Annotated in this window: 21 protein-coding genes; 6 read left to right on the top strand and 15 right to left on the bottom strand. The window is 65.2% G+C overall.

Annotated features, from left to right (window positions below; translation table 11 throughout):
- Nucleotides 1-7: 7 nt before the first annotated feature.
- From QOJ24_RS14145 to QOJ24_RS14130, 4 genes are all read right to left on the bottom strand, one after another.
- Nucleotides 8-955, bottom strand: a complete 948-nt coding sequence (locus tag QOJ24_RS14145) for an ABC transporter permease (RefSeq protein WP_526262170.1) — start codon at nucleotides 953-955, stop codon at nucleotides 8-10.
- 4 nt (nucleotides 956-959) lie between these two features.
- Nucleotides 960-1,997, bottom strand: a complete 1,038-nt coding sequence (locus QOJ24_RS14140; RefSeq protein ID WP_526262168.1) for an ABC transporter permease — start codon at nucleotides 1,995-1,997, stop codon at nucleotides 960-962.
- A gap of 6 nt (nucleotides 1,998-2,003) precedes the next feature.
- On the bottom strand, nucleotides 2,004-3,653 hold the full coding sequence (locus tag QOJ24_RS14135) for an ABC transporter substrate-binding protein (protein ID WP_526262166.1): 1,650 nt from the start codon (nucleotides 3,651-3,653) through the stop codon (nucleotides 2,004-2,006).
- A 266-nt stretch (nucleotides 3,654-3,919) separates the two neighbouring features.
- Nucleotides 3,920-4,084: a hypothetical protein gene (locus tag QOJ24_RS14130; protein ID WP_526262164.1), complete on the bottom strand. Its 165-nt coding sequence runs from the start codon at nucleotides 4,082-4,084 to the stop codon at nucleotides 3,920-3,922.
- Nucleotides 4,085-4,548: 464 nt separating this feature from the next.
- On the opposite strand from QOJ24_RS14130, the gene QOJ24_RS14125 reads away from it, so the two are divergent.
- Nucleotides 4,549-6,138 (top strand): S53 family peptidase, encoded by a 1,590-nt coding sequence (locus QOJ24_RS14125; RefSeq protein ID WP_526262162.1) that lies wholly within the window; start codon nucleotides 4,549-4,551, stop codon nucleotides 6,136-6,138.
- A complete protein-coding gene (locus QOJ24_RS14120) occupies nucleotides 6,135-8,003 on the top strand; it encodes a zinc ribbon domain-containing protein (protein WP_526262160.1) in 1,869 nt (622 codons plus the stop codon). The genes QOJ24_RS14125 and QOJ24_RS14120 overlap by 4 nt, the downstream gene beginning before the upstream one ends.
- Here QOJ24_RS14120 and QOJ24_RS14115 read toward each other — a convergent pair.
- Nucleotides 7,995-9,158, bottom strand: coding sequence for a cytochrome P450 (locus tag QOJ24_RS14115; RefSeq protein ID WP_526262377.1), 1,164 nt, complete (start codon nucleotides 9,156-9,158; stop codon nucleotides 7,995-7,997). The two genes, QOJ24_RS14120 and QOJ24_RS14115, sit on opposite strands and share 9 nt — an antisense overlap.
- Before the next feature lie 333 nt (nucleotides 9,159-9,491).
- Between QOJ24_RS14115 and QOJ24_RS14110 the strand changes: the two genes are divergently transcribed.
- Complete coding sequence (locus tag QOJ24_RS14110) at nucleotides 9,492-10,175, top strand: VldE C-terminal domain-containing protein (protein WP_526262158.1); 684 nt, start codon at nucleotides 9,492-9,494, stop codon at nucleotides 10,173-10,175.
- Here QOJ24_RS14110 and QOJ24_RS14105 read toward each other — a convergent pair.
- From QOJ24_RS14105 to QOJ24_RS14085, 5 genes are read right to left on the bottom strand one after another with little or no spacing between them, the layout of a single operon-like run.
- Nucleotides 10,163-11,131 (bottom strand): SIS domain-containing protein, encoded by a 969-nt coding sequence (locus tag QOJ24_RS14105; protein WP_526262156.1) that lies wholly within the window; start codon nucleotides 11,129-11,131, stop codon nucleotides 10,163-10,165. The two genes, QOJ24_RS14110 and QOJ24_RS14105, sit on opposite strands and share 13 nt — an antisense overlap.
- Nucleotides 11,128-12,309: a glucosamine kinase gene (locus QOJ24_RS14100; RefSeq protein WP_526262154.1), complete on the bottom strand. Its 1,182-nt coding sequence runs from the start codon at nucleotides 12,307-12,309 to the stop codon at nucleotides 11,128-11,130. Before QOJ24_RS14100 ends, QOJ24_RS14105 begins: the two co-directional genes overlap by 4 nt.
- Nucleotides 12,302-13,624: a glycosyltransferase gene (locus QOJ24_RS14095; RefSeq protein ID WP_526262152.1), complete on the bottom strand. Its 1,323-nt coding sequence runs from the start codon at nucleotides 13,622-13,624 to the stop codon at nucleotides 12,302-12,304. The genes QOJ24_RS14100 and QOJ24_RS14095 overlap by 8 nt, the downstream gene beginning before the upstream one ends.
- A gap of 31 nt (nucleotides 13,625-13,655) precedes the next feature.
- Nucleotides 13,656-13,784, bottom strand: a complete 129-nt coding sequence (locus QOJ24_RS14090; protein ID WP_526262150.1) for an SDR family oxidoreductase — start codon at nucleotides 13,782-13,784, stop codon at nucleotides 13,656-13,658.
- Nucleotides 13,781-14,359, bottom strand: a complete 579-nt coding sequence (locus QOJ24_RS14085; RefSeq protein ID WP_526262148.1) for an SDR family NAD(P)-dependent oxidoreductase — start codon at nucleotides 14,357-14,359, stop codon at nucleotides 13,781-13,783. The genes QOJ24_RS14090 and QOJ24_RS14085 overlap by 4 nt, the downstream gene beginning before the upstream one ends.
- 81 nt (nucleotides 14,360-14,440) lie before the next feature.
- On the opposite strand from QOJ24_RS14085, the gene QOJ24_RS14080 reads away from it, so the two are divergent.
- Nucleotides 14,441-15,127, top strand: coding sequence for a DUF899 domain-containing protein (locus QOJ24_RS14080; RefSeq protein ID WP_526262146.1), 687 nt, complete (start codon nucleotides 14,441-14,443; stop codon nucleotides 15,125-15,127).
- Here QOJ24_RS14080 and QOJ24_RS14075 read toward each other — a convergent pair.
- Both QOJ24_RS14075 and QOJ24_RS14070 read right to left on the bottom strand, forming a co-directional pair.
- On the bottom strand, nucleotides 15,120-16,865 hold the full coding sequence (locus QOJ24_RS14075; protein WP_526262144.1) for an RNA polymerase sigma factor: 1,746 nt from the start codon (nucleotides 16,863-16,865) through the stop codon (nucleotides 15,120-15,122). The two genes, QOJ24_RS14080 and QOJ24_RS14075, sit on opposite strands and share 8 nt — an antisense overlap.
- 133 nt (nucleotides 16,866-16,998) lie before the next feature.
- Complete coding sequence (locus QOJ24_RS14070) at nucleotides 16,999-17,913, bottom strand: hypothetical protein (protein WP_526262142.1); 915 nt, start codon at nucleotides 17,911-17,913, stop codon at nucleotides 16,999-17,001.
- Nucleotides 17,914-18,249: 336 nt separating this feature from the next.
- Between QOJ24_RS14070 and QOJ24_RS14065 the strand changes: the two genes are divergently transcribed.
- Nucleotides 18,250-18,705 (top strand): hypothetical protein, encoded by a 456-nt coding sequence (locus QOJ24_RS14065; RefSeq protein WP_526262140.1) that lies wholly within the window; start codon nucleotides 18,250-18,252, stop codon nucleotides 18,703-18,705.
- Nucleotides 18,706-18,758: 53 nt separating this feature from the next.
- A complete protein-coding gene (locus QOJ24_RS14060) occupies nucleotides 18,759-19,610 on the top strand; it encodes a L,D-transpeptidase (RefSeq protein ID WP_526262138.1) in 852 nt (283 codons plus the stop codon).
- A 75-nt stretch (nucleotides 19,611-19,685) separates the two neighbouring features.
- Here the strand turns inward: QOJ24_RS14060 and QOJ24_RS14055 are convergent, their stop codons facing one another.
- The 3 genes from QOJ24_RS14055 to QOJ24_RS14045 form a co-directional block, all read right to left on the bottom strand.
- On the bottom strand, nucleotides 19,686-21,029 hold the full coding sequence (locus QOJ24_RS14055; RefSeq protein ID WP_526262136.1) for a lipase family protein: 1,344 nt from the start codon (nucleotides 21,027-21,029) through the stop codon (nucleotides 19,686-19,688).
- 92 nt (nucleotides 21,030-21,121) lie between these two features.
- Nucleotides 21,122-22,207 (bottom strand): VIT1/CCC1 transporter family protein, encoded by a 1,086-nt coding sequence (locus QOJ24_RS14050; protein WP_526262134.1) that lies wholly within the window; start codon nucleotides 22,205-22,207, stop codon nucleotides 21,122-21,124.
- 66 nt (nucleotides 22,208-22,273) lie between these two features.
- A partial coding sequence (locus QOJ24_RS14045) for a glycosyltransferase 87 family protein (protein WP_526262132.1) occupies nucleotides 22,274-23,080 on the bottom strand: 807 nt, incomplete at its 5' end.

The raw sequence follows: 23,080 nt of genomic DNA, 5'->3' as shown, positions 1-23,080 counted from the left end.
GCGCCGCCTATCCAAGTCGGATGCGGGGATCCAGCACCGCGTAGAGGATGTCGACGATCGTGTTGAAGAACACGATGAAGAAGGCGCCGAACATCACCACTGCCATCAGCGGGGGCAAATCCAACGACCGAATCGCCTCTCCGGCATACAGACCCACACCGTCGAGGTTGTACACCGTCTCGGTGAGAATCGCGCCGCCGCCCACCACCATGCCGAAGTCGAGTCCGAACAGGGTGATGATCGGGATCATCGAGTTGCGAAGCACGTGGCGGATCCGCACCTGACGCTCGGACAGCCCCTTGGCCCGTGCCGTGCGCACGTAGTCCTCGTTCATCGCATCGAGCATGTTGGATCGCAGCACGCGGCTGTAGATGCCGACGAACAGCACAGCCAACGTGAACCACGGCAGTATCAGGTGATACGCCCAGTCACCCGGATTCTCCGTCAACGGCACATAACTGCCCGTCGGAAAAAGTTCCACCTTGAAGCTCAGGAAGTACAGCAGCATCGCCGCCAGCCAGAAGACCGGCATCGAGATGCCGACGAGGGAAAGGATCGTCAGCGTGCGGTCGGCGAACCTGCCCGCGTGTACCGCGCTCAGATAGCCGAACAGAATCGCCAGCGACATCCACAGCACGGCCGCGCCGATGCACAGCGAGAACGTGGCAGGAACACCCTCCCAGATCTGCTGGACGACGTTGCGGTCCTTGGCATATGACGTGAGCTGGCCGGTGAAGATCTGCTTCATCATCGTCAGGTACTGCACCGGCAGCGGCTTGTCGAGACCGAGGTCGGCGTTGACGCGGGCGATCAACGCGGGGTCGGCATTCTTGCCCGCGATCCTGGCGGCGGGGTCCGAGTTGGGGATCACGTTGAAGATCAAGAACACGATCACGGAGATGGCGAACAGCACCGCGACCATCCCCAGCAGCCGTCTGGCGACGAAACGTGCCATCTTCTCAGTGCTCCAGCCGGATCTTCGCGCGCGGATCCATGGCGTCGCGCAGACCGTCTCCGAACACGTTGAGTGACAGCACCGTTGCCACGATCATCAAGCCGGGCACGACGGTGAGGTGCGGCGCCGTGAAGATAACCTGATAGCCGTCGGAGATCATGCTGCCCCACGATGCGTTGGGTGGTCGCACGCCTGCACCCAGGAACGACAGCGCCGACTCCAGCAGCATGTTATTGGCGATGTTCAGTGTGAAGAAGACGACGACGGTGGACACGATGTTGGGCATCAGCTCCGAGAACATGATCCGCAACGGCCCCTTGCCTTGAGCGACGGCAGCCTCGATGAACTCCTTTTCGCGTAGCGCCAAAATTTCGCCGCGGATGGGCCTGGCCACGTAGGGGACGTAGACCAGGCCGATGATCAGGATCGGTATCCAGAGTGAGTCGCCCGCAATCTGGATCGGGCCGGCCTTCAGGCCTCCGATGGACAGCGTGGTGCCCAGTGCGATGCCGAGCAGCAGCACCGGAAAGGCCCAGATGATGTCCATGGTCCGCGACAGCACCGCATCGATCCAGCCGCGATAGTAGCCGGCCAACAATGCGACGATGACGGCCAGGATCGTCGTCACCAGTGCCGCCGCAAGGCCGACATAGATCGATGTCCGGCCGCCATACATCAACCGCACCATGACATCTCGGCCGTTCTGGTCGGCGCCGAGAAGAAACTTGCCGTGCAGTCCCGGCCCCAGGGGCGTGCCGTCGGGCGCGACGACGTCGGTCTCCTGCCCGTTGATCATCACCGTATCGGTGATGTGGTTCTCGTTCGGCCCGGTGTGCGCCACGTGCTCGGCCCACAGCGGCGCCGCAAGGCAGAACAGAACGATCAGGACGAACAGTGCGGCGCACACCAACGCAACCTTGTTGCGCCGCAACCGCAGCCAGGCGAGATACCAGGGGCTACGCCCCTGGATCTGCGCGACCGGCACACCTGTCGGGATCGGTGGCTCACCTGGTGCCTCAAGCGAGTCGATCGGCGAAACCATCGCCTGCTACTTGATGGCGAGCGAGGTGTAGTCCTGGTTGAAGAGCAGATGGTGATAGGACTTGTCGAAGTCCATGCGCTCCGACAGGAATGTCGTGAATTGCTCGTTTCCGTACGGCGCCCACACGGCCTGCTCCATGTACGACTTGTCCAGCGCGGCGTACTGGTCCTCAACGCCGCCGTCGCCGATCAGCTTCGTCAACAACTCGTCCTGCTTGGCGTTGTTGGCTCCGATGTTGACCCGCGAGTAGTTGTTGCCGTTAGTCGGCAGGATGCTGTCGCCATGTAGCAGCGGACGGAAGAAATCGTCCGGGTGCGGGAAGTCCTGAAACCAGTCGGCGAAGCCGGTGTCGACATCGGGTGTGGACTGATTGCCGATGGTCGTCCAGTAGACGTCTCCTGCAATGACTTTCAGTGTGGCGTTGAAGCCCAGCTGCGTGAGCAGGTCGTGATAGTACTCACCGATCCGCTTGCGGTCGGGCTCGTCGTCCGTCCAGACGGTGATGTCCTTGTCGGCCGGATTGGCCTCGGCGATCAGCTGTTTCGCCTTGTTCATGTCCGGTCCGGGGTAGAGCTTGTACTCCTTGTAGCCGGGCATGCCGGGAGGCAGGATCTGCTGCGACGGATGCAGCCGGCCACCGAAGATCCTGTTGAGTGCTTCGGGGTCGATGGCGTAGTTGATGGCCTGACGCACCTTGATGTCGTTGAACGGCGCCTTCTCCATGTTCATGAAGAAGTAGTAGGTGTTGATCGAGTCCTCCATCCGGAACCGATCGCTGTACTTCGCCTTGACCTCAGCCAGGCGGTCGGCGACCGGCGGATCGACCATGAAGTCGACCTTGTTCTGCTCGATGTCGGTCACCTGCGCGCTGTTGTTCTTGTTCTCGTTGACGATGATCTTGTCGACGTTCGCGTCGGGTACCTCGCTGGCCCCGGCGTCCTTGACCGTTTGAAAGTTGGGGTTGCGCTCCATCGTCAGCGTGCGCGGCGCGTTCACCGAGCTGATCATGAACGGACCGCTGGCCGGTGGCGGCTTGTTGGTCGAGTCCTTGTCCAGACGGGTGCTTGGTGGCACGGGTGCGGCGAACATCAAGCCGAGGACGTTTTCGAAGGTGCCGTTCGGCTCCTTCAGCGCGATGGAGATATCACCGGTGTTGTCGTCGGTCTTGATGCCGCTGATGTTCTGCGCCTTGCCGTCGGCATAGTCGGTAGCGCCCTCGATGTTGTCGTAGAACACCGAGCCGCCGGAGTCGGTCTTGAACAGCCGCTGGATTGCGTAGGCGAAGTCGGACGCCTTGATCGGGGTGCCGTCCGAGTACTTCATGTTCGGCCGCAGCTTGAGCTTGTAGGTCTTTCCGTCCGGGGAGATGTCGGGCATGCCTTCGGCCAGGGCGGGAACCAACTGGGTGCCGTCCTTGCCCTTGGCGTGCTTGTAGGTGAGCAGCGGCGTGTAGACGTTCCAGAGAACTTCCCAGCCCTCGACCGTGTAGGAGAGCTGCGGGTCGACGTAGTCCGGAAACGAGGTCAGCGCGACGTTGATCTCACCGCCGGCGCCACCCCCGCCGCCACCGTCACTCTTCTTGCCACACGCCGCGGCGCCGAACGCCGCGAGGGCGATGACACACGCGATGACAAGGATTCGGCGCAGTGCTTTCATGGTGCTCCCTCTGACAGGCAATCCGGACGCTCCCATACACCTACGCCACTCGGGTGGACTTGGCTGGAGCTTCGAGGAACTTCGGTAGTGCACCTTTCGCCACCTCAGGAAGCTCCGCAACTCGGGGTCAAAGGGCGCCGAACGGGACTAAGGTTGCTCTTTCAGAAGGTCCTGATCCATTCGAGGGAGGCCTTCGATGAGTACATTTCATCGCCTGACAGCCGTTACCGTAGCTGCGTTCGGAGCGCTGGCGTTCGCCACAATCTTCACACCGGTGTCAGCGGCGCCGTCGACTGTGGATGGGGAACGGTATTCGATCCGCCGTCGAACAGCTGCGTGGCTGCACCCGCGCCACCGCCAGCGGGGCCGCCCCCACCAGCGTGGAACGGGGACATCACGCCGTACTTCGGGGTAGGAGTTTGCGTGCCCATTCCGGTACCGTTTGCCCCGTCGATATGTGGTGGCATCTGACAGCCGCTTCGCGGCCGTCAAATTTTGCTAAGGGACTGGCGCGACTTCGCTGTGTATGGCACCATGGTCGGTAATTCCTGCCGCTTGTCGGTGCAGGTACACAGATAGGACAATTAAATGAGGACACAGAGTCGTTTGCCCCACCGGCTTGGAGTAGTTGCCGGGCTGAGCGCGATCGCCGCCATGGGCATGATCATGGCGGGTTGCGCCAAGGAACAAGAGAAGGCGCCAGAGACCTCGACGACTACTACGACGACTACGACGTCCCCGGCTGCACCGCCTTCGCCTACAGAGAAGGCTCCGCGGATCGATCCGAATGCGCCGAACCAGTTCACCCCGCCCGTTGTTGCTCCGCCGGCCTCGCAGGTCCAGCCCGGCGAACATGGTCGCCACGTAACCAACGGTTCCTAGAAGCATCATCGATATGCGGCGGCGTTTGCCGGCGCTCATCGCGACGTCGGCGATCATCGTCGCGTCGGGGTTGAGTGCCGGCTGCGCGCCGACCGATTCGGCGGTTATCACGGGCCCGTTCGCATCGCTGCTCGCCAGCTCGACAGATCTCGGGCCGTCGCGCGCCGGTGATGCACAACTGACCGTGTCGCTCCCCGACGCGTCGCGCCCCGAGGCGCTGATGGCATGGGCGGGCGCGCGGGAGTTGTGGGTGCGATGGCGGCCAGGCAACGCCTGGGCCGTCGTGGAAGGTTCCGCCGATCACGTCGCGCGTGCGTTCGAAGTACCGGTGAATGACTACCGGGGCCGAAAAGGCCAGGCGTTCTACGCATCGCCGGAACAGCCGTCGGTGCCAGTGGCGCTGCACGCTGCGGTCAGCGGGCTCGGCCGGATCATGAGCTACACCCCGCATCGCACGAAACGACCGGACAACCTTGCCCTTGATGTGCCGAAGGGCGGGTTGACGCCGGGCGGGCTGTTGGACGCCTACAACGCCGCCCCGCTGGTAAAGGAAGGTCACACCGGTAAGGGCGAGACCATCGTGTTCTTCGCATTTGATGGCTTCGACCAGCGCGACCTCGACTCGTTCGCCGATACCTCCGGCTTGCCGAGGTTCGCGCCCGAGGTGATCGGTGGGATACCGGACGAGGCTCACGGCGAGACGACGATGGATCTCGAAGTGACGCATGCCATTGCGCCCGATGCGCACCTAGTCGTCGTCAATGCCTTGCCGACCTTGGTGGCCGACGGCGCATACGAGAAGATCGGCCAGATGTTCTCCGACGCGGACCGGCAATTCCCCGGTGCGGTGTGGAGCCTGTCGATCGGGTGGTCGTGCGACTCGTTCGTCAACGCCACCGACCTCGCGCCGGTGGAGTCCGCATTGGCCACGGCGCAAAAGCACGGCACATCGGCATTCGATGCGACAGGCGACAACGCCAGCTTGGAGTGCAAGGGCGCAGACGAGTGGTCATCACCGCCTGGTCCGAATGACGTTGGGCTGGATGCTGTCTCGTCGCTTCCGGCGATGACGGCGGTCGGTGCGACCACCCTGTCGACGGGACCGCGCGGACAGTGGCTGGCGGAGTACGCGTGGTTCGATTCGCCGCTGTCGCAGGGTACGAGCGGTGGCGTGTCGCAGCTGTTTGCGCGGCCGAAATGGCAGGAGAAGCTGACCGCCGATCGTGACCAGGATCGGCGCAGGCTGTCGCCCGACGTGGCCGCGGTCGGTGATCCGCTCACCGGGGTGAGGTTCATCTACAGCCAGAACGAATACGTCGGAGCCGGTACGTCACAGGCGGCACCCATCTGGGCCGCGCTGACCGTGCTGATGAATCAGTACCTGAACGCCAACGGCGGCAGGCCGCTGGGAAACATCAACCCCCTGCTCTATAGGGTCGCGGCCGGCGCCGACCTGCCGGGCTTTCGAGATGTTTCGTTGGGCGGCAACGCCGTCGACCTCTCCACCCCCGGCTACGATCTCGTCACCGGACTCGGCACTCCGAACACCTACAACCTCGCGCAGAACCTCCTCAAGATCCAGTCGCAGGTAGCGCCCGAATGACACAGCCGCCCGCCGACGAGGGTGGCGTGACCACCATGTCGTGCGGAGCGTGCGGCACCGACGTCCCTGCCGGGGCATACTGCGGCGCGTGCGGTGCGCAATTGACAGAGCCGCCTGTGACGCGCCGTGACCGACTTCGGATGGCCGCGTATGCGGCAGCGCCAGGTGAGCACGTCGTGCGCCTGTCTGTGGCGAGTTCCTTGTTCCCACATCTTCCGCACCGGTCCCGCACGGCTTTTCGTGCCGGCCTCGCCGTTCTCGTTCTGTTGTTGATCGCCCTGGCTCTGCTGCACTGGCAGGCGGCCATGGTCGCGGTGAGTGCGCTCGGTCTTCCCCTCGTGTTCGTGCTCTATCTGTTCGAAGCGGACGTCGACCGCGACTTCACCGTTCGTTCGTTGGTGCCCACCGCATTGCTCGGTATCGGGCTCGGTATCGGATGGGCGTTGGCGACCCGCACCTTGGTCTCGAGCTTCTACGATGTATCGCTGGCCGACGCGGACTCCAGAAGGCTGGCGATGGTGGTGGGTATCGCGGTGCCCGTTGGCGGAGCGATCGTCATGCTGATCCCCGCGGTGGTGATGCGAATTGCACGCCCAACCCGGGAGTCGCTGGACGGCTTCGTCATCGGATCGCTGGGCGCCATCAGCTTCACCGCCGCCGCTACTATTGTCCGGCTGGCGCCGCAGTTCGCCACTGGGATGACCGCCGGTGACCGTCCCGCGGGAGTGCTGTTGGTGCAGGCCGGCGTGCAAGGTGTCGCGGTGCCCTTGACGGCGGCGTCGATGGGCGGGTTGGTCGGTGCCGCGTTGTGGTTCGCCCGCCGAAACCTCGCGCTGATGAGTGTGCTTGCGGCAGTGATGATCTACGGCTTATTGGGCGTCGCGGAAGCCAGTCCCGTGCTGGACGGGCTGCATCTCGGTGCCCACCTGATGGTCGCCGTCGTCGCCGTACTGACGCTGCGAGTCGGGCTGCAGTACTGCTTGCTCAACGAGCAACACGATGAGCCGGATCCGGGCCGGCACGTGCTGTGCCCTCAGTGCGATCATGTGGTCCCCGACATGGCGTTCTGCCCCAACTGCGGGGTCGCCGCGGCGGCGGCATCGAGGGCGTCGCGAGCCGCGCGCAGGGCCGCCGTCAGCGGCGGATCACCCGTACCCCGCCCGGGGTACGCCACTGCGTCCAGCATGTATGAGGTTGCGCCGGTACGACATACCGGTCATGGCCGACTGTTGACGACGCTTGCTGCAGGCGTCGCTGTCGTAGTTGCCGCTGGAATCACCGCGTCGGTTCTGGCGACTCCCGCGCGGCCGCGATACACCTGTCCGCCCGACTGTGGGCGTCCGCCGATCGGAGAGCCGATCGACATCAACCCGCGCTTCGTTTCCGCGGACGGAGAGTTCTCGGTTCAGTACCCGGGCCCTGGCACCTTCTACAAAGCCACGCTGTACTCGGATTGGGTCGCGCTGGAGTACACCGGGGGAGACACCGGCACGCTGGATCTGTGGGGGGAGCCCGCCGAGAAGCGCTCACCGAAAGAGATCGTCGACAAGATGATCGCCGAGTACTACCCCGACGCCACGCTCGACTACGAGATCCCCAACGCGATGGTCGGTTACGAGCCGGGCTTCGGCGCCGCGTTCGACCAGTACCCGCAGGATTCCAGCGGTGAGTTCACCCGGCTTCGGTTGGTGGTCCTCGCCGCGGTGAAGAACGATTATGCGTTGGTGGTTTCCGCTGTCGGCCCGTATCACGAGTTCACCCCGGACTACGGTACCGGCCATCCGTCGGGTGCCAACCTCGCCCTCGCCCTGGATATGGGTAAGTACGTCAACAGCTTTCGCTGGCGCAGCGGAGCGTCAGCCTGACGCGGCAGTGAACGTGACGTGCATCTTGTGGATGCCGTTCATCAGATTCGAGCGCACTCGCTCGACCGGGCCGGCTAGCTCGAGGTCCTTCATCCGCGACAGCACCTCGGGAATGATCGCGGTGGCTTCGACACGTGCGAGGTTGGCGCCGAGGCAGAAATGCGTGCCGCCGCCACCGAAGGCGAGGTGCGGATTCGGAGCGCGGCCGATGTCGAAGCGGTCGGGCTCTGCGAAGCGCGATTCGTCGCGGTTGGCCGACGGGTAGAACATCGCCGCCCGGTCGCCCGCCTTGACGGGGATGCCGCGCAACTCGGTGTCCGTCGTCGCCGTGCGCACGAAGACCGTGACCGGGGTGGTGTAGCGCAGCATCTCCTCGATCGCGGTCGGCAGCAGCGACGGGTCGGCGGCGAGGCGGGCTTGTTGATCCGGGTGCTCCATCATCGCGAGGATGCCGGCCGCGACCAGATTGCGGGTCGTGTCTCCGCCCGCGTTGATGAGGAGAAGGAAGAACATGTTGAACTCGAGGTCGCTGAGGCGCTCGCCGTCCACTTCGGCTTCAAGTAAGGACGTCGCGACGTCGTCGCCCGGCGTCTGACGCTTGCGGGCCGCGAGCTCCGAGCCGTACTGGAACATCTGCAGCTGCGCATCGATGACGGGTGAGACGCCCTGGTGGGTGTCGCCGACCGCACCACTGTTCATGACCTCGGTCAGTTCGTAGAGCCGGCGACCGTCCTCCAGCGGGATGCCTAGCAGTTCTGCAATCACATACGACGGGAGTGCGCCTGCGATGTCGTCGACGAAGTCGCACTCACCTTGTCTCACGACGTCGTCGACGATCTGGCGCGCCATGTCCGCGACGTGATCGTTCAGCTTGGCGACCTGGCGGGGTGTGAAGCCCTTGCTGACGAGGGAGCGGAGCTTCGTGTGGCGCGGCGGGTCCATCGTGAGCATCATCAGCTCGAGCTGGAACTTGTCCTCGGGACGTGGAACGTCAAAGAACACGCCTGCGGACTGCGACGACCAGGTGGCGCTGTCGCGCGAGACGGCGAGGACTTCGTCGTATCCGGTCAGGGCCAGGAATCCGGGGCCGTCGCCGTAGGGGTGCCAGGCGACAGGCGCACGGTGCCGAAGCTCGCGAAAGGCGTCGAACGGCATGCCGAGGGCGTACGTATCGGGATCGGCGAGGTCGACTCCGCCGATGGCGGCGGCATCTTGAGCCACGCCAGACAGTGTGACGGACGACATCGACCGAGGGATATACATCGAACCGGTCGAGCGAAAAACTGCCGGCTCGGTCAATGCGCCCGACCGATTCGATGGTTCTTACACGGTAAGTCTCCAACCGATGCGATCGACACCCGGCACGCCGATGAGCTGCGCAAACGTTACCTCCCCGTGACTATTAGCTGTTCGGGGCGGTATCGCGCTCCTTAAGGGATCACTGAGGGATGCTGAAATTCAGCTGGTTTGCTCGTATGGTGCTACGTGATGGGGAGACATAGTGTCGCTCAGCGCCGACGGATACCGTCGGCCGTTCCAGCGGCTGCGGTGATCGCTCCTTACGCTCTCCTGCTCGCCACCAGCGGCGACGTTTCGGTGCCCGCACCCGTCAGTGAAGCGTCTGCACCCGACCAGATCGTCGACGAGGGTGCGATGCGAAGCGCGGAGGTCGTCGCGTCGGCGCCGACCGACTTCTCGGCGGCGGCCAGCGTTGAGGCGGTCGCCAGTGCGGCGCCGGTTCAGTTCGCGGCGGCGTCGAGGTACCGGGTGTACGACCGCGAGGCCGAGCGGGTTCTGCCCGTGGGTATTGCGCCGGAGCGTGGACTTCAGGTCAAGACCATCTTGGTCGCGCGCAGCATCAGCGTCCTGTTCCCCGAGATTCAGAACATCGGCGGGGTTCGGCCTGACTCTCTGCGCTGGCATCCGGATGGCCTCGCATTGGACGTGATGATTCCGAACCCGTCCTCAGCCGAAGGCATCGCGCTCGGAAACCGGATCGTCGAGTTCGCACTGGAGAACGCCGACCGTTTCGACTTGCAGGACTGCATCTGGCGCGGCATGTACTACACGCCCAGCGGCGCGAAGGCCGGCGGGTACGGCCACTACGACCACGTCCACATCACGACGCACGGTGGCGGATACCCCACCGGCGGCGAGGTCTACATCCGCTGAGCCTGCCACGCACGTGCCGCGATCAGCTCCGGAACCAACACTTCCGTCAACAGCCGCACCGTGTCGTCGCCGTCGCCGGGGTAGCGGAGGTTGTACTGCGTATCCGGCACAACCCCGCCCACGCCGACCACCGTGCTGCCCCGTTCCGTCGTCCACTCGGCCAGTTGCGCCTCCCACGCCGACCCCGCGAACACCAACAGCCGATAGTCGAGCGTCTTCGTGAGATAGACGTCGACATGGCTCCAGTCGCCCGTCTCGCATCCCACTGCCGGCAGTCGCGGCCCCTCCCGCAACATCAACGCACCCTGCTGCGCGTTGCAGAACCGTTCTGCCGGCGCCGCCAGATAGATCCCCGACGGTCCGAGCAGCGGCTCGGAAACCTCTAGGCGCCAATCGCTCTCGGTGTCCAGCAGGTAAGCACTCGCGTCTGCCGCCAAAGCGACGGCATGTGCCAGCTCGGCTGTATCGGTGCCCAGGAGGTGACACTCGAGCGCCAGCAGGAGTGCCAGCGTGTGCTGGTAACTGCGGCACGCGACGCCGCCCACCTCTGGCTCCGCCGCCAATTCAACCACGGACCTGCTCCGCTTCGAGATGGCCGAGCCTGCCGTGTTCGTCAGCGCGACCGTATGCACGCCCTGCGGCAGACGCTCGAGAGCGTTCAACGTCTCCGCCGATCCACCGCTCGCCGATGTCGCGACGACGAGCGTCTCATCTCCCCAGCTCGGGAGTAGTTGCGAGGAAGCAAGTTCCGACGAAGTGACGAGGCCCCGCGCGCGCATCCGTGCCGCTGCCACGCCACCCGCGTACGCCGACGATCCCATCCCGAGCAGGACCACCCTCTGGGTGCCTGGCGGCACCACATCTGCCCATGGATTCCCGTCGGCCAACATCGCCGAGAGCCGCCCGAGCACCTCCGGCTTTCTGTACAGGTCCGCAGCGAAACCATCCGGCTTCACGCCGGCACCCCCTCGTCGAGCAGCGCGGGCAGCGCCGCGTCGGGCACATACATCCATCTGGGCAGATGCCTTGCCGCGTAGATGATCTCGCGTAACACCTGCTGCATGCGGAAGGCCTGCACCGGCTCCGGATCGTAGAGGCCGCCCGGTACGCGCACCTCGTAGGCACCCAGGAATGTCTGCTGACTCGCGGCATCTGCCTCGGCCACCGCCGCGGAGTCGAGGTCTGTGTGCTTGCGTGCGACGATCGCCGCGTGTGTCAGCGACTGCACCATACCCGCCACATCCTGCGCAGCAGTAATCGACAAAACCCGTTGTGCCGCAGGCAGTATCGGGTTGCCATCGAAGTCGGTGACGAAGAACCTCCCGTCACTGAGCAGCACCTGGCCGACATGAAGGTCCCCGTGGCCCTCGATCACGGGACTGTCCGCAAGCGATCCGATGCCGTCCAAAACCTGTGTGATCTCGCTGCGACGCTCCCTCGCGACGTCATGCAACGCGCACGCATCGTCGAGAAGATCAAAGGCGGCGTCTCGCCACCGCTGCGCGTCCTGCGCTGAGGCGACCGTCGCAGTCGTGCGCAGCGCCGCATGCATCTCCGCCACAACCGTGCCCACTCGAGCGGCCGCATCCACGACAGGGGCGACGTCACGGTCAATGGCCGCCGCAGTGATCAGGTCCACCGCCCACGTCCAGCCGTCCACCGCACCAGGAAGGTACGCGTCCACACTCGCCGCCACGGTCTCCACACCGTCTGCGGATCGCCACGTGACGAATCCCCACGGGGTGGGCATGCCGTCGAAACCGGCATCGCGGAGCACCCCTATCCGTCGCGGTGCGGGATGCGGGCCCTCCTGCAGATGTGTCGCCCACTTCACCATCGCGGCATCGCCGACGATCACCGACTCGTTGGTCTGGTCGACGCCGATCGCCTTCTCGCCCAATGCTGCTCGGACCGTCCACGAGTGAAGGGTGAACGGACCTCGTGTCGTCGTGAGACCAGATTCCCGCGCCAGCACATCCAGAAGCGCTTCGGCGACGCCGTCGCCCGCCGCCGCGCGCCGCCACTGACCATCCGCGTCGCAGACCATGGGCAAGGCTGAGGGCCCGGCGTCGTCGGCGACAATGGTCAGGCGCTTGCCGTCGGTGAGATCGAGCGCGTCGAGCAAATCAGGCAACCGAGGCTCGATGCTGCACGCCTACCTTCTCGATGACGTCGGCGCCCACGCGAAGGCCGTCCCGTCCGCGGATCGCCTCCCCGATCGAGGCCAGCCGCGCACGCAAATCCGTGTCGGACAGCAGCCGGTCCACCGCGCCCGTCAGCTCCTCGTCGGCGAACCCATACGTGTCCAACCGGATCCCGAACCCGAGTTCGTCGATGCGCTGGGCATTTTCGTACTGGTCCCAAAACAGCGGAAGCACGATCAGCGGCTTGCCGAAGTGCAGCGTCTCGGTGACCGTGTTGTTGCCGCCGTGGGAGATCACCAGATCGACTTGGGGGATCACCTTGGTCTGCGGCAGCATCTGTGCGCCGACCATGTTGTCGGGCAGGTTGATCCGATCAGCCTGCGGCCCCTTGCTGACGATATAGCGGTGCCGGGTCGTACCGAGGACATCGACAACCCGTTGCATCAGATCGACGTCGGCACCGCCGAGCGAACCGAGCGAGAAGTAAACCAGCGCACTGTCTTCGGGCCGATCGGCGACCTCGGCAGGCAGCTGGTATTCCTCATCGGTCTCGCGCACACTGGAGTCCATCCGGGCCCAGGTGTCGTCCAACGGGCGGGCGTCGAGGTAATCGGCCTCCGTCGGATAGACATACAGGTTCGCCGCCGTCGTGTGCGGCATGAACTCCAACTCGCGCAGCGGATCAGCGCCTTGGGCCTGCACCCAGTCGTTGAAGTCGGACCACATCGCGCGGTGCGTGCGGTCGAACTCGGCGCGGTAGGCGTCCCACTGACTGCGGTCGGCACTTGGCAGGCCCGAGAACGGCGGCGGCACATCGGAGCCCGTCACCTCCAGCGGGCTACACGACACGATCCGTACGAACGGCGCACCGGACGTCACCAGTGCGGGGAACAGCACCACGTTGTCCTCGACGATGACTTCAGGCCGGTGCTTACCGATGATTTCGCGCAGTCGCGGCTCGCAATACTTCGCACCGTCAATGAGAGCCTGATAGGTGGGCTGGATGAACGAGCCGAGCTGTTCGATCGTCGGCTTGCGAAACTCCGGCGCCGTCTCCGCGATGAACTCGGTCCAGAACGCCCCGGCGTCCTCGTCGCCCGCACCATCGGCCGGTTCAGCCAAGTCGACGAGCTCTTCGATGAACCCGAACGGAGCGAGCTTGCCCGCCCACGAGCTTTCGGCCGCGAACACGATCGTGTGCCCGCGGTCCCGGAGGATGGCAGCGAGGCCGATGCACTGGTTCGTCGGCCCGTAGGCCGACTCAGGCCAGAACATGATGGTCAGTGGTGCCGGCTCTGAAGACATGATCGGACGATACTTCCCGGTTGCGGCTGCGTCATGGGCGGAACGTGACTCCGCCGTCGACGCTGATGGTCTGGGCGGTGATGAAGCTGCCGTCGTCGGAGAGCAACAGCGCGCCCATCGCGGCGATGTCGTCGGGCGTGCCGAACCGGGACTTGATCATCTGCCGGGCCCTCGTCTGTCGACGATCCCGTCCGGCATCGGATTCTCGTCGAATTTGTAATGCCAAATCAGCCCTGGCGCAATGGCATTGGCGCGGATACCCTTCGGCACGTACTTGCGGGCGATGTGCCGCATCAGTGCCAGCTCGGCGGCCTTGCTCATCTGGTAGGACACCCGGGTGCCCGCGCCGCTGTAGGCGTCGATCGACGCGGTGAAGACGATCGACCCACCGCCGCCGGCGATCATCGGCGGAATCGTGTGCTTGGCGCAGATCACGAAGCCGCGGGTGTTGACACGCATGACCTCGTCGAACGCCTCGAGCGGCAGATCGACGACCCCGCCGGGTAGGTAGGCGTCGGCGGCGTTCGTGAAGTTCAGGTGGACGCCGTCGAGCGCAACCCCGCGCACCCGCTCGGCTGACGGATCCAGTTCCGTGGCGACGCGCGACGCCAGTTCCGCATCGAGGTCGCCGAGCACGAGCAGCGCGCCCTCGTCCGCGTAGCGACGCGCGAGGCCGTTTCCGACACCGCCGAGCCCGGCAACGAAGACGACCTTGTTCTCGAGCAGACCCGGCACACGTCAGATACTGCCCGATGCGATGAATTCCGACTGCCGCTCGTGTCTATATAGCGAGAGCACACCGAGAAGGAGAACCACATGGCCGAGAACGCGGCGAAACCACCGGTCGTCGACAACGAAACCTGGCGCAAGGAGCTCGACGAGCTACGCCACCGCGAGAAGGCGGCAACCCGCGAGCTCGACGCGATCGCTGCGCAGCGACGCCGACTCCCGATGGTCGAGATGGATGACTACACCCTCATCGGCGAGGACGGTCCCGTGCGCCTCGCCGACATCTTCGACGGCCGCTCGCAGCTCATCGTCTACAACCACATGTGGGAGGACGGGGCGGAGTGGCAGTGCGGCGGCTGCACGGGCTTCACCTCTCAATTCACCCGGCTCGAATTCTTGGACAGCTACGACGCGCGGTTCGTCATCGTCACCAACGGACCCATCGACGAGGCGCTGGCCTACCGCGACAAGGTGGGCAACAAGATGACGTGGTACTCGTCGTCGGAGAGTTCGTTCGGCGCCGATGTGGATGCGCCGCCCGGAGCCGGTTTCGGCGTCAACGTGTTCTTGCGCGACGGCGACAAGGTCTACCGCACCTGGCATACCAATGGCCGCGGCACCGAACAGCTCAGCCACTCGTTCGCGCTCATCGATCTGCTGCCGTGGGGACGTCAGGAGGAGTGGCAAGATTCGCCGGAGGGCTGGCCGCAGTCGCCGACGTATTCGAGGTGGCTCGACTCACCCGATATCGCGAAGGCCTACGGCACTACCTGACGCAGATGTCGACCGCCGGATCGCAGGCCTTCTGAGCCGGCGGATCCACCTTCTTGGGAGCGGGCCCGACGGGATCGGGCACTTGCTGAGGCGCGGGTCCGACTGGATCGGGCACTTGCTGGGGGGCGGGGCCGACGGGATCGGGAACCTGCTTCGGCGCGGGGCCGACGGGGTCAGGGACCTGCTTGGGTGCAGGGCCGACCGGGTCGGGGACCTGCGCAGGTACTTGTGCAGGCAATTGCGCCGGCACCTGAGCGGGTTTTTGCGCCGGTGGCTTGGCCGGAACCTGGGCGGGCAGCTGCGCCGGAAGCTGAGCCGGGTTTTGAGCGACGGGAGGCACCCCGGGAATGATCGCGGGAAGCGAGCCGATCGGTAATTGAGGAATCTGGGCGGGCGCCGGTGCCTGCACAGGAGGAGGTGCTGGGGGCGCCTGCGGGGTCGGAATCGGCGCCAGCGGTTGTGGCGTCGGAATCTTCGCCTGCGGCGTGGGCAGCGGGGCGGCGGGACGCGGGGCCTGAACCGGCTGCGGAGCCGGGGTGGCCTTCGGCGGCTGCGCGGTGGGCAGAACTGCCGCGGGGGTCGGCGCCGGCCCTGTGGGCGTCGGCGACGGTGACGGCGCGTCTTGCACGACACCACTCGGCGACAGCGCCGTGCTCGGTAGGTACACCCAGGCCAGCGTTCCGCCCAGGATCACCAGCGGGATGAAGATCAGCAGCGCCATGAACGGCACGACACGACGCTTCGAGTCGTCGTCAGTCGGCCCGCCCACCAGCGCCGCGGGCTCCTCGTAGGCCGCATACGACTCTTGCGGGAGGTCGGCGGGGGGCTGGATCGCGGGCCGTGGAGCTGTGTTGGCGGCGTGGAAGTTTGACTGACCGCCGGTCGCCGTCGCTTGCGACGAGGTGCCCATGCCGTGCGACGCCGAGGTCAACTCGAAGTCGCGCGAGACGCTGTTCTTCAGCCAAGCCGGCGCCGGGATGAACACCGGGGCGCCGAGCAGGGCAGCCGGACTCACCGACCGCGAACGCAGATCCTCGCACGCGCCGCACGATTCGATATGCCGCGCAATGCGTTTGCGCATCAGGATGTTGAATTTTCCGTCCCAGCCGTGCAGCACCGCGGCCAACTCCGGGCAGCTGCCCGGGTCGGACTGGACACGACGCGCCACCAGCAAGGCGCCGAGCGACCGCTCGATGGTTTCGCGCAGCCGGCCGACCATGGTGTTGGCGTTCGTCTGCGTGACGCCGAGGGCCATCGCGAGCTCGGGCCCGTCCAGCCCCTGGCGGTAAGCCAACTCGAGGACAGCCTGGTCGCGGTCCGAAAGTCCGCCTGCCGCTTCGGAAATGAGGTTTGCCAACTCCATGCGGTGCGCCAGCGTGTCCGGCCCCGCATCGTGGGAGACGACGTCGGGCATCTCGTCGGACGGCCGTTCGCGGCGAAGCTGGCGAAGTCGCTTATGGGCTTCGTTGCGGACGATGGCGTAGAGCCAGGGGCGCAGCTTGTCGGGCTCGCGGAGGCCACTGAGCGTGGTCGATGCGATGCAGAACGCATCCTGAACGCAGTCCGCCGCCGAATCGCGGTCCCGCAGCATCCCGATGGCGAAGTCGTGGAGGCGGTCGGCGTAACGGTCGTAGATTTCGGCGAACGCACGACGGTCACCGTCGGCTGCGGCCAGGGCCAGATCGGCGTCATTGCTGCCGGGCCCAATTCCACCCCAGTTTCTCAGCGCGGCGGTCATGGCGTTTTACTCCAAATTGGTCTAGTGCGTTAGCTGTCAGGGTAATTGCTGAAACTCATCGTTGCGCGACATTCGTTCGATGGGTAGTGCTCGGCCCAGGCCTTGTGACCTGCGCCGAGCCGCTGCCGCGGCGCTATTTCATGTTGGTGATGATGTCGCCGGTCTGCGGATCGGTGTTCATGCCCCGAGTGTCGGCACCGGTCGCCGGGTCCTTCGTGGTGTCGGTGGTCGCTTCCTTTTTGGTCTCCTCGGTCTTGGTCCCGTCGGTCTTGGTCTCCTGCTTCTCGACGGGGGTCTGGCCGCCACCGAGGCCGATCTCGACGTTTCCGCCCTGGCCCTGACCCGGAACGCCGACCTGAACGCCGGGCGTCTTGACGGCGACGCCGCCCTGGCCGTTGGCGCCGACCTCGACGCCTGGCGCCTTGATCGTCACGCCATTGGGGCCGGGAGCGGGCGCAGGAACAGGGGCCGGTGCCGGGGCAGGAACTGCGGCAGGAGCCGGCGCCAGTTTGGGAGCAGGTGCACTCGCCAGCTTGGGGGCCGGTGCGACGATCGGCTTGGAGACGGTCGGGCCGTTCACCCGGACGACTGGTGCCTGGTTGTTGACGATGACCGGGGCCGGGGCGGCCTGCGCCGGCGCCAGCGCCGGAATGTCGATCGCCGAAGGGAGATTGACGACCGGGGTACCGGCTGGGTCCGTGGCCGAAGCCGCGCTAGTGGATGCCGTCTCGGTTGTGCGTGCGTCGTTCGAGTTCATCAGCAGCACGCCGCCGAACGCTGCGGCGCCGATGACGGCCAGGCCCGCGACGAACAACAGGCCCTTGCTGCCGGACGAGGATTGTGCGACCGGCACCTGAACCGGGATCGACTGCTGCGGGACGGGGGCGTAGTCGCCGTAGTAGGAGGCGTTCTGCGGCTCTGGCGAGTATCCGTAGTTCGGCTGCTGCGGGTAGCCGTAGTCCGGCTCGGGCAGGCACTGGGAGTAGGCCTGGGAGATGTTGTTGCGGACGGTCGGCTCCGAGTAGCGGATGTAGGTGGTGGTGTTCATGATCTCTCCCCTTGGTGTGTTGCTGCCCTTTGCGGCTGCTTTCACGGGTAGGAGCGATCGGCGCCGGTCAGTCGCACACTTTTTTCCGCAGAATTTTCTGAAAAAACTTTTGACCGGCATCGCTGCTGGTCCCGCAGGCCGTATGCGGGTTTCTGCGATCCTGGTGTGACAGCGCGTTTCGCGGGTCGTTGGTATCAGCTCTGTCTGTTCGAGATCACCATTGAGAAACGATGCCGTGTGGCGCTTCGCGTGCCCCGCATCGAGTGCTGCAATTAACGCCGTCGTCCAAATACCACCGTTGTTATTTGTAGAGCGCACATGAAGGAGTCGACATCGATGGCGATTTTTGATCGGTCCAACATCAGGCTCGTTGCGGCCGGAGCGTGGTTGTGCGCGATCGCCATTGCGCTGAGCCCAGAGGCCGCCGCCGCCCCACCCGGCGGCAACGAATGCTTCGAGGGGAAGGGCGAGGTGTGCACGGCCAGCGCACCGCTGGCCGGCATGGCTGGCGTCCCAATGGCTTTGCCTGGGCCGGTGCCCGCGGCCCCGGCTGTGCCGGTGGTCCCCGCGGCGCCCCCGATCCCGGTGATTCCCATGGCTCCTCCCGTGCCGGTGGTGCCCGCCGCGCCCGCGCCCGTGCCAGCGGCCGCGCCGTTGGCTGGCGGCGCGGGGTTCACTGACGTCCCTGGCCTCGGAGGTAAGGGCGCGCCCACCACGGGTCCGCCTCCGGCCGGCGCACCCGTGCCCGGCCAGCCGATAATCCCCGGCCCTTCGGCCGCAGGCGCGAGCTGAGGCCGCCTCGGGGAAGCCGAAACAAACCAGAGCAGTCAACAAGATTGGGATCCATGCGCGCTGTTTTTCGGTGTGTTCTCACGGTGATCGTTGTCGCTGCGAGCGTGGTTGCGGTGCCTGCAGGCTCGAGCGTGGCGGCGAATCAATCGCCCGAATTCGCTATCGCGTCGGTGCTCCCGACGCTGGGCCAGGTGGTGGGTGTCGCGCACCCTGTCGTGGTGACGTTCACTGCTCCCGTCGCGAACCGGCTTGCGGCCGAGCGCGCCATCGGTATCACGTCGACGCCGGTGATGAGCGGCAAGTACGAGTGGCTGAAAAACGATGTCGTGCAGTGGGTCCCGGACCGATTCTGGCCGGCGCACACCACGGTCGCCCTTTCGGTAGGCAGCCTTGCCACGAACTTTGCAACGGGTCCCGCCGTCGTGGGGGTCGCCGACATCTCGGCCCACACATTCACCGTGACCGTCGACGGCGTCGAAGCGGGACCGCCGTCGACGCTGCCGTCGCCGCACCACCGCCCGCATTGGGGAGAGCCCGGTGTGTTCCCGGCCTCGATGGGTAGGCCCGACTACCCGACGCCGGTCGACACCTACACGGTGTTGTCCAAGGAACGTTCGGTGGTGATGGATTCGAGCAGCGTCGGCATCCCCGTCGATGCTCCCGACGGCTACCACCTGACGGTCGATTACGCCGTCCGGATCACGAGCCGAGGGCTGTTCGTGCATTCAGCGCCGTGGGCGATCAATTCACTCGGCTACGAGAACGTCAGCCACGGCTGTATCAGCCTGAGTCCCGAGGACGCCGAGTGGTACTTCGACACGGTCAATGTCGGTGACCCCGTGATAGTGCGGGAGAACAATCTCGAGGTTCCGCGGACGGTGTCAGCGGAAAGTCGGAGCCGATGACGGGAATCGAACCAGCGTATTCCGCTTAGCAAGCCTGTGCGGACCACCTGTGCGACAGAAACCCAGACTGACGAATCAGCGGGCATCCGTCGTCGACAGCGGTTGGCGTTCGACGGAGCGCCCGAGGACGACCTTCGCCGTGATGACGCCCAACTTGACCATGCCCAAGTACGTAGACGGGTTGAATATGGTCGGCCACACCGTGCGTGTTTTGTGCTCGTTGACCGGCCGGTCCGTGAATCGATCGCGCAGCCACCTCAGCGTCATGGGCGCCGACAGTGGATGCAACAGCAGATGACCACAGAACCGGTCGCGGTGATAGGTGACCGCTGCGCCAATGCGTTCATAGTCGGCCACCAGTGCATCGATGTCGTCGACGCTGATGATTCCGTCGTGCACCGCCTGCAAGACCAGCACGGGAGGCTTGGGTCTGGATTTGCCGAGTTTTGTCTCGTCGAAGATGTGGCGCACTTCGGGTAGGTCCCACAGCTCGTCGGCTGTCATGTCGACATAGGACCCGATGTCGACGTTGCGCAACTGCCATACGGCCTGGGCCGTCGTCATTGTCTGCAACTCGTCGAGCAGCGCCTTGCCCTCATCAGTCGCGTGCTCGTCGACGACGTTCTGCGCGCCGGGGAAGACCTGCGTCAGTGCAGAAATCATCAGCGCGGCGAGACCGGAGAAGAAGCTGCCGTTGAGGCGGCGCGCCACACTTCCCGGGTCGCCGACGGGCGAACCCAGAACGGCGCCAACAATATTGAGTTCGGGCGCATATCGCTCACACAGTTCGGCCGCCCACGCCGACGCCAAGCCTCCCCCGGAATATCCCCACAGGCCCACCGGTGCAGCCAGCGACAATTTCAAGCGCTCGCACCGCATCGCGGCCCGCAGCCCGTCCAAAATCCGGTAGCCAGGCTCTACGGAAGCGCCCCACATGCCGTGGCAGCCTTCATGATCCGGCACACACACCGCCCAGCCTTCGGCCAGCGCGGCGGTCACTAGCAAGTACTCGGCTTGCACGAACGCGCCGATCGGTCGCGCGCCACGCCGCATGGCGAATGAGGGAAAACAGCGCGACGCCACGGCGTCGATCGCGCATTGATAAGAGAGCACCGGACAGACGACGTCTGACTCGCGCTGCGCCGGGACAAGCACGGTGGTCACGGCGACTTCCGGTTGTTCGTGCAGATTAGTGGTGCGATACAGCAACTGAGTGGCATTCACGCGTTGGTTGATGAGACCGAGAAATCCGATCTCCACGTCGCGCGAGCGCAATACCGCGCCCGGTTCGGCGTGCTCGTAGCCCTGTGGCGCCCGGTAGAACGGGTCGTCGTCGGGTGACATCGGACGTTCGCCGCTTCGCAGGTCGTCGTGCGGGACGCTTGCGAGTCCTACCGGCGCGGCGGAATTGTTATCCATTGGCGTTTCGACCCCTCGGCGTATTGCTGACGGCGCGCACCCCACGCCGCTCGAGGCATCCATTACCCGCGGTACCGGGTGTCAACCCTCGGTTATCCGAAACCACCACCGAACATCAGCCCGAGCACATACGTGATCGCGGCCGCGCCATAGCCGATCAGCAATTGGCGCAGCGCGCGTAGCAGGGGTGGTCCTCCTGACAGCAGCCCGACGACAACCCCGGTGGCCAGCAACGTCACGCCGACCAGTCCTGCCGACAGGCCGATTGCCACCGCTCCGTGCAGTCCGAACAGGAACGGCAAGACCGGAATCAACGCTCCTAACGCGAAGCAGCAGAAACTCGACAGTCCGGCAGTCAGCCCGCTGCCGACAGCCTCGTGGGGGTCATCGCGTGCCGCCTCGTCGATCGAACCGGTGTCGCCGCTGTCCAGAGTCCTCAAGACCTCTTCTGCCTTGGCGCCAGCCTCGGCCTCACTCATTCCACGCGCGCGGTACACCAGCGCGAGCTCGTTGGCTTCGACATCCAGCTGGGGAAGCGCAGCGCCGGTATGCGGGTTCGGTGTCGAGGCTTCGAGCAGTTCGCGCTGCGAGCGCACCGAGACGTATTCACCCGCACCCATGGACAACGCTCCAGCCAGCATTCCCGCCATCCCGGTTGCCAGCAAGATGTGGGTGCTCACACCGGTGGCACTGACGCCGAGCACCAGCGCCAGATTGCTGACCAAGCCATCGTTGGCGCCGAACACCGCGGCACGAAATGCACCGGAGAGCCGACTGCGTCCGCGGGCGGCCAGTGCGCGCACAACCTCCTCGTGCACACGCTCGTCGGCGGCCATCCTGGGCGTCGCGTCGGCATCGCTCTCATACGTCGACCGTGCTTCTGCGCGCTGCGCCAACGCGAGGACGAACACGGACCCGAAGTGGCGTGCCAAAAAGCCAAGCGCACGCGTCCGCAGCAACGGTCGGTTCGGCGCGCCGACATCCGTACCCAGAAGATCGAGCCAATGCTGCTCGTGACGCGCTTCGGCATCAGCAAGCGCCAGCAGGATTTCGCGATCGGCACCGGTGCGCCGCTGCGCGAGATCACGGTAGATCGCTGCCTCAGCGCGTTCGTCCGCCAGATGTTGTCTCCAGCGACGCAGATCCGAACGCGAGGGAGCTAATCGTTGAGCACTCACCAGCCCTCCCTCCGAGGACAGCCCTATTTCACTCGAGGAATATCCCACTGTGTCACCGGACGACGGCTAATGATCGCGGTAGAGCGGGCCGATGCTCGCTCTTGGTCGACTGCCCTCCACCATTGCGTCAAAGCCGATCGTTGCGGCCACTGGATGCTGTCGTGCCCGCCAGAATGTGTACACGCTGCAGATGAGCACGATAGTAAGCGCGAAAAGGTACGCCGCGGGTAGAAGCTGATTCCACGTCCCGGGGTGGCGCAAGGACATCAGACCTGCTTGCGGAGGCGAGGTTCGTGATGAGACGAACCACCCCCCGAAGATCGCCGCAAGCGTCCACATGGCGAGCGCCGCGACGCGCGAGCGGTGTACGAACCCGAGAAACCCAAGGTGGACGAGCAGCGGTGCGAACCACACCCAGTGGTGGCTCCAGCTGAAGGGTGAAGCGGCGGCCGAGGTCATCCCCGCGATGGCGACGCCTAAGAGCAAATGACCGCGACGCCACGCCACCGCGGCGATTGCGATGGCGAAGACCGTGAATACGACTGCGACCGCGGTCTCCCACCGCGTCGCCCAGTCAAGGCGCGTGAGGAGTCCAGTCAGGCTGGTGTTCGCCAGCGGGTCGCTGGAGATCCGTCGTACGTCCTGAAACCGCCCACGCAGCCAGAACTCGTTCGAATCAGCCGGCAGCAGAACGAAACCGACTGCGATGGTGGAGATGAACGTCAATCCAGCGATGACTGCCTCACGACGTCGCCCGGTTGCGACGAGAAAGACAATGAAGAGCGCGGGAGTGAGTTTGATACCGGCGGCGATCCCGATACCTATCCCAGTCCACCTGCGGGACGGTTGCGACAGCACGTCAGCAAGGACGAT

Origin of the sequence: Mycobacterium sp., from assembly GCF_032159775.1 — a bacterium.
Lineage (GTDB): Bacteria > Actinomycetota > Actinomycetes > Mycobacteriales > Mycobacteriaceae > Mycobacterium.
This window is presented reverse-complemented; position numbering and strand designations above follow the sequence as displayed.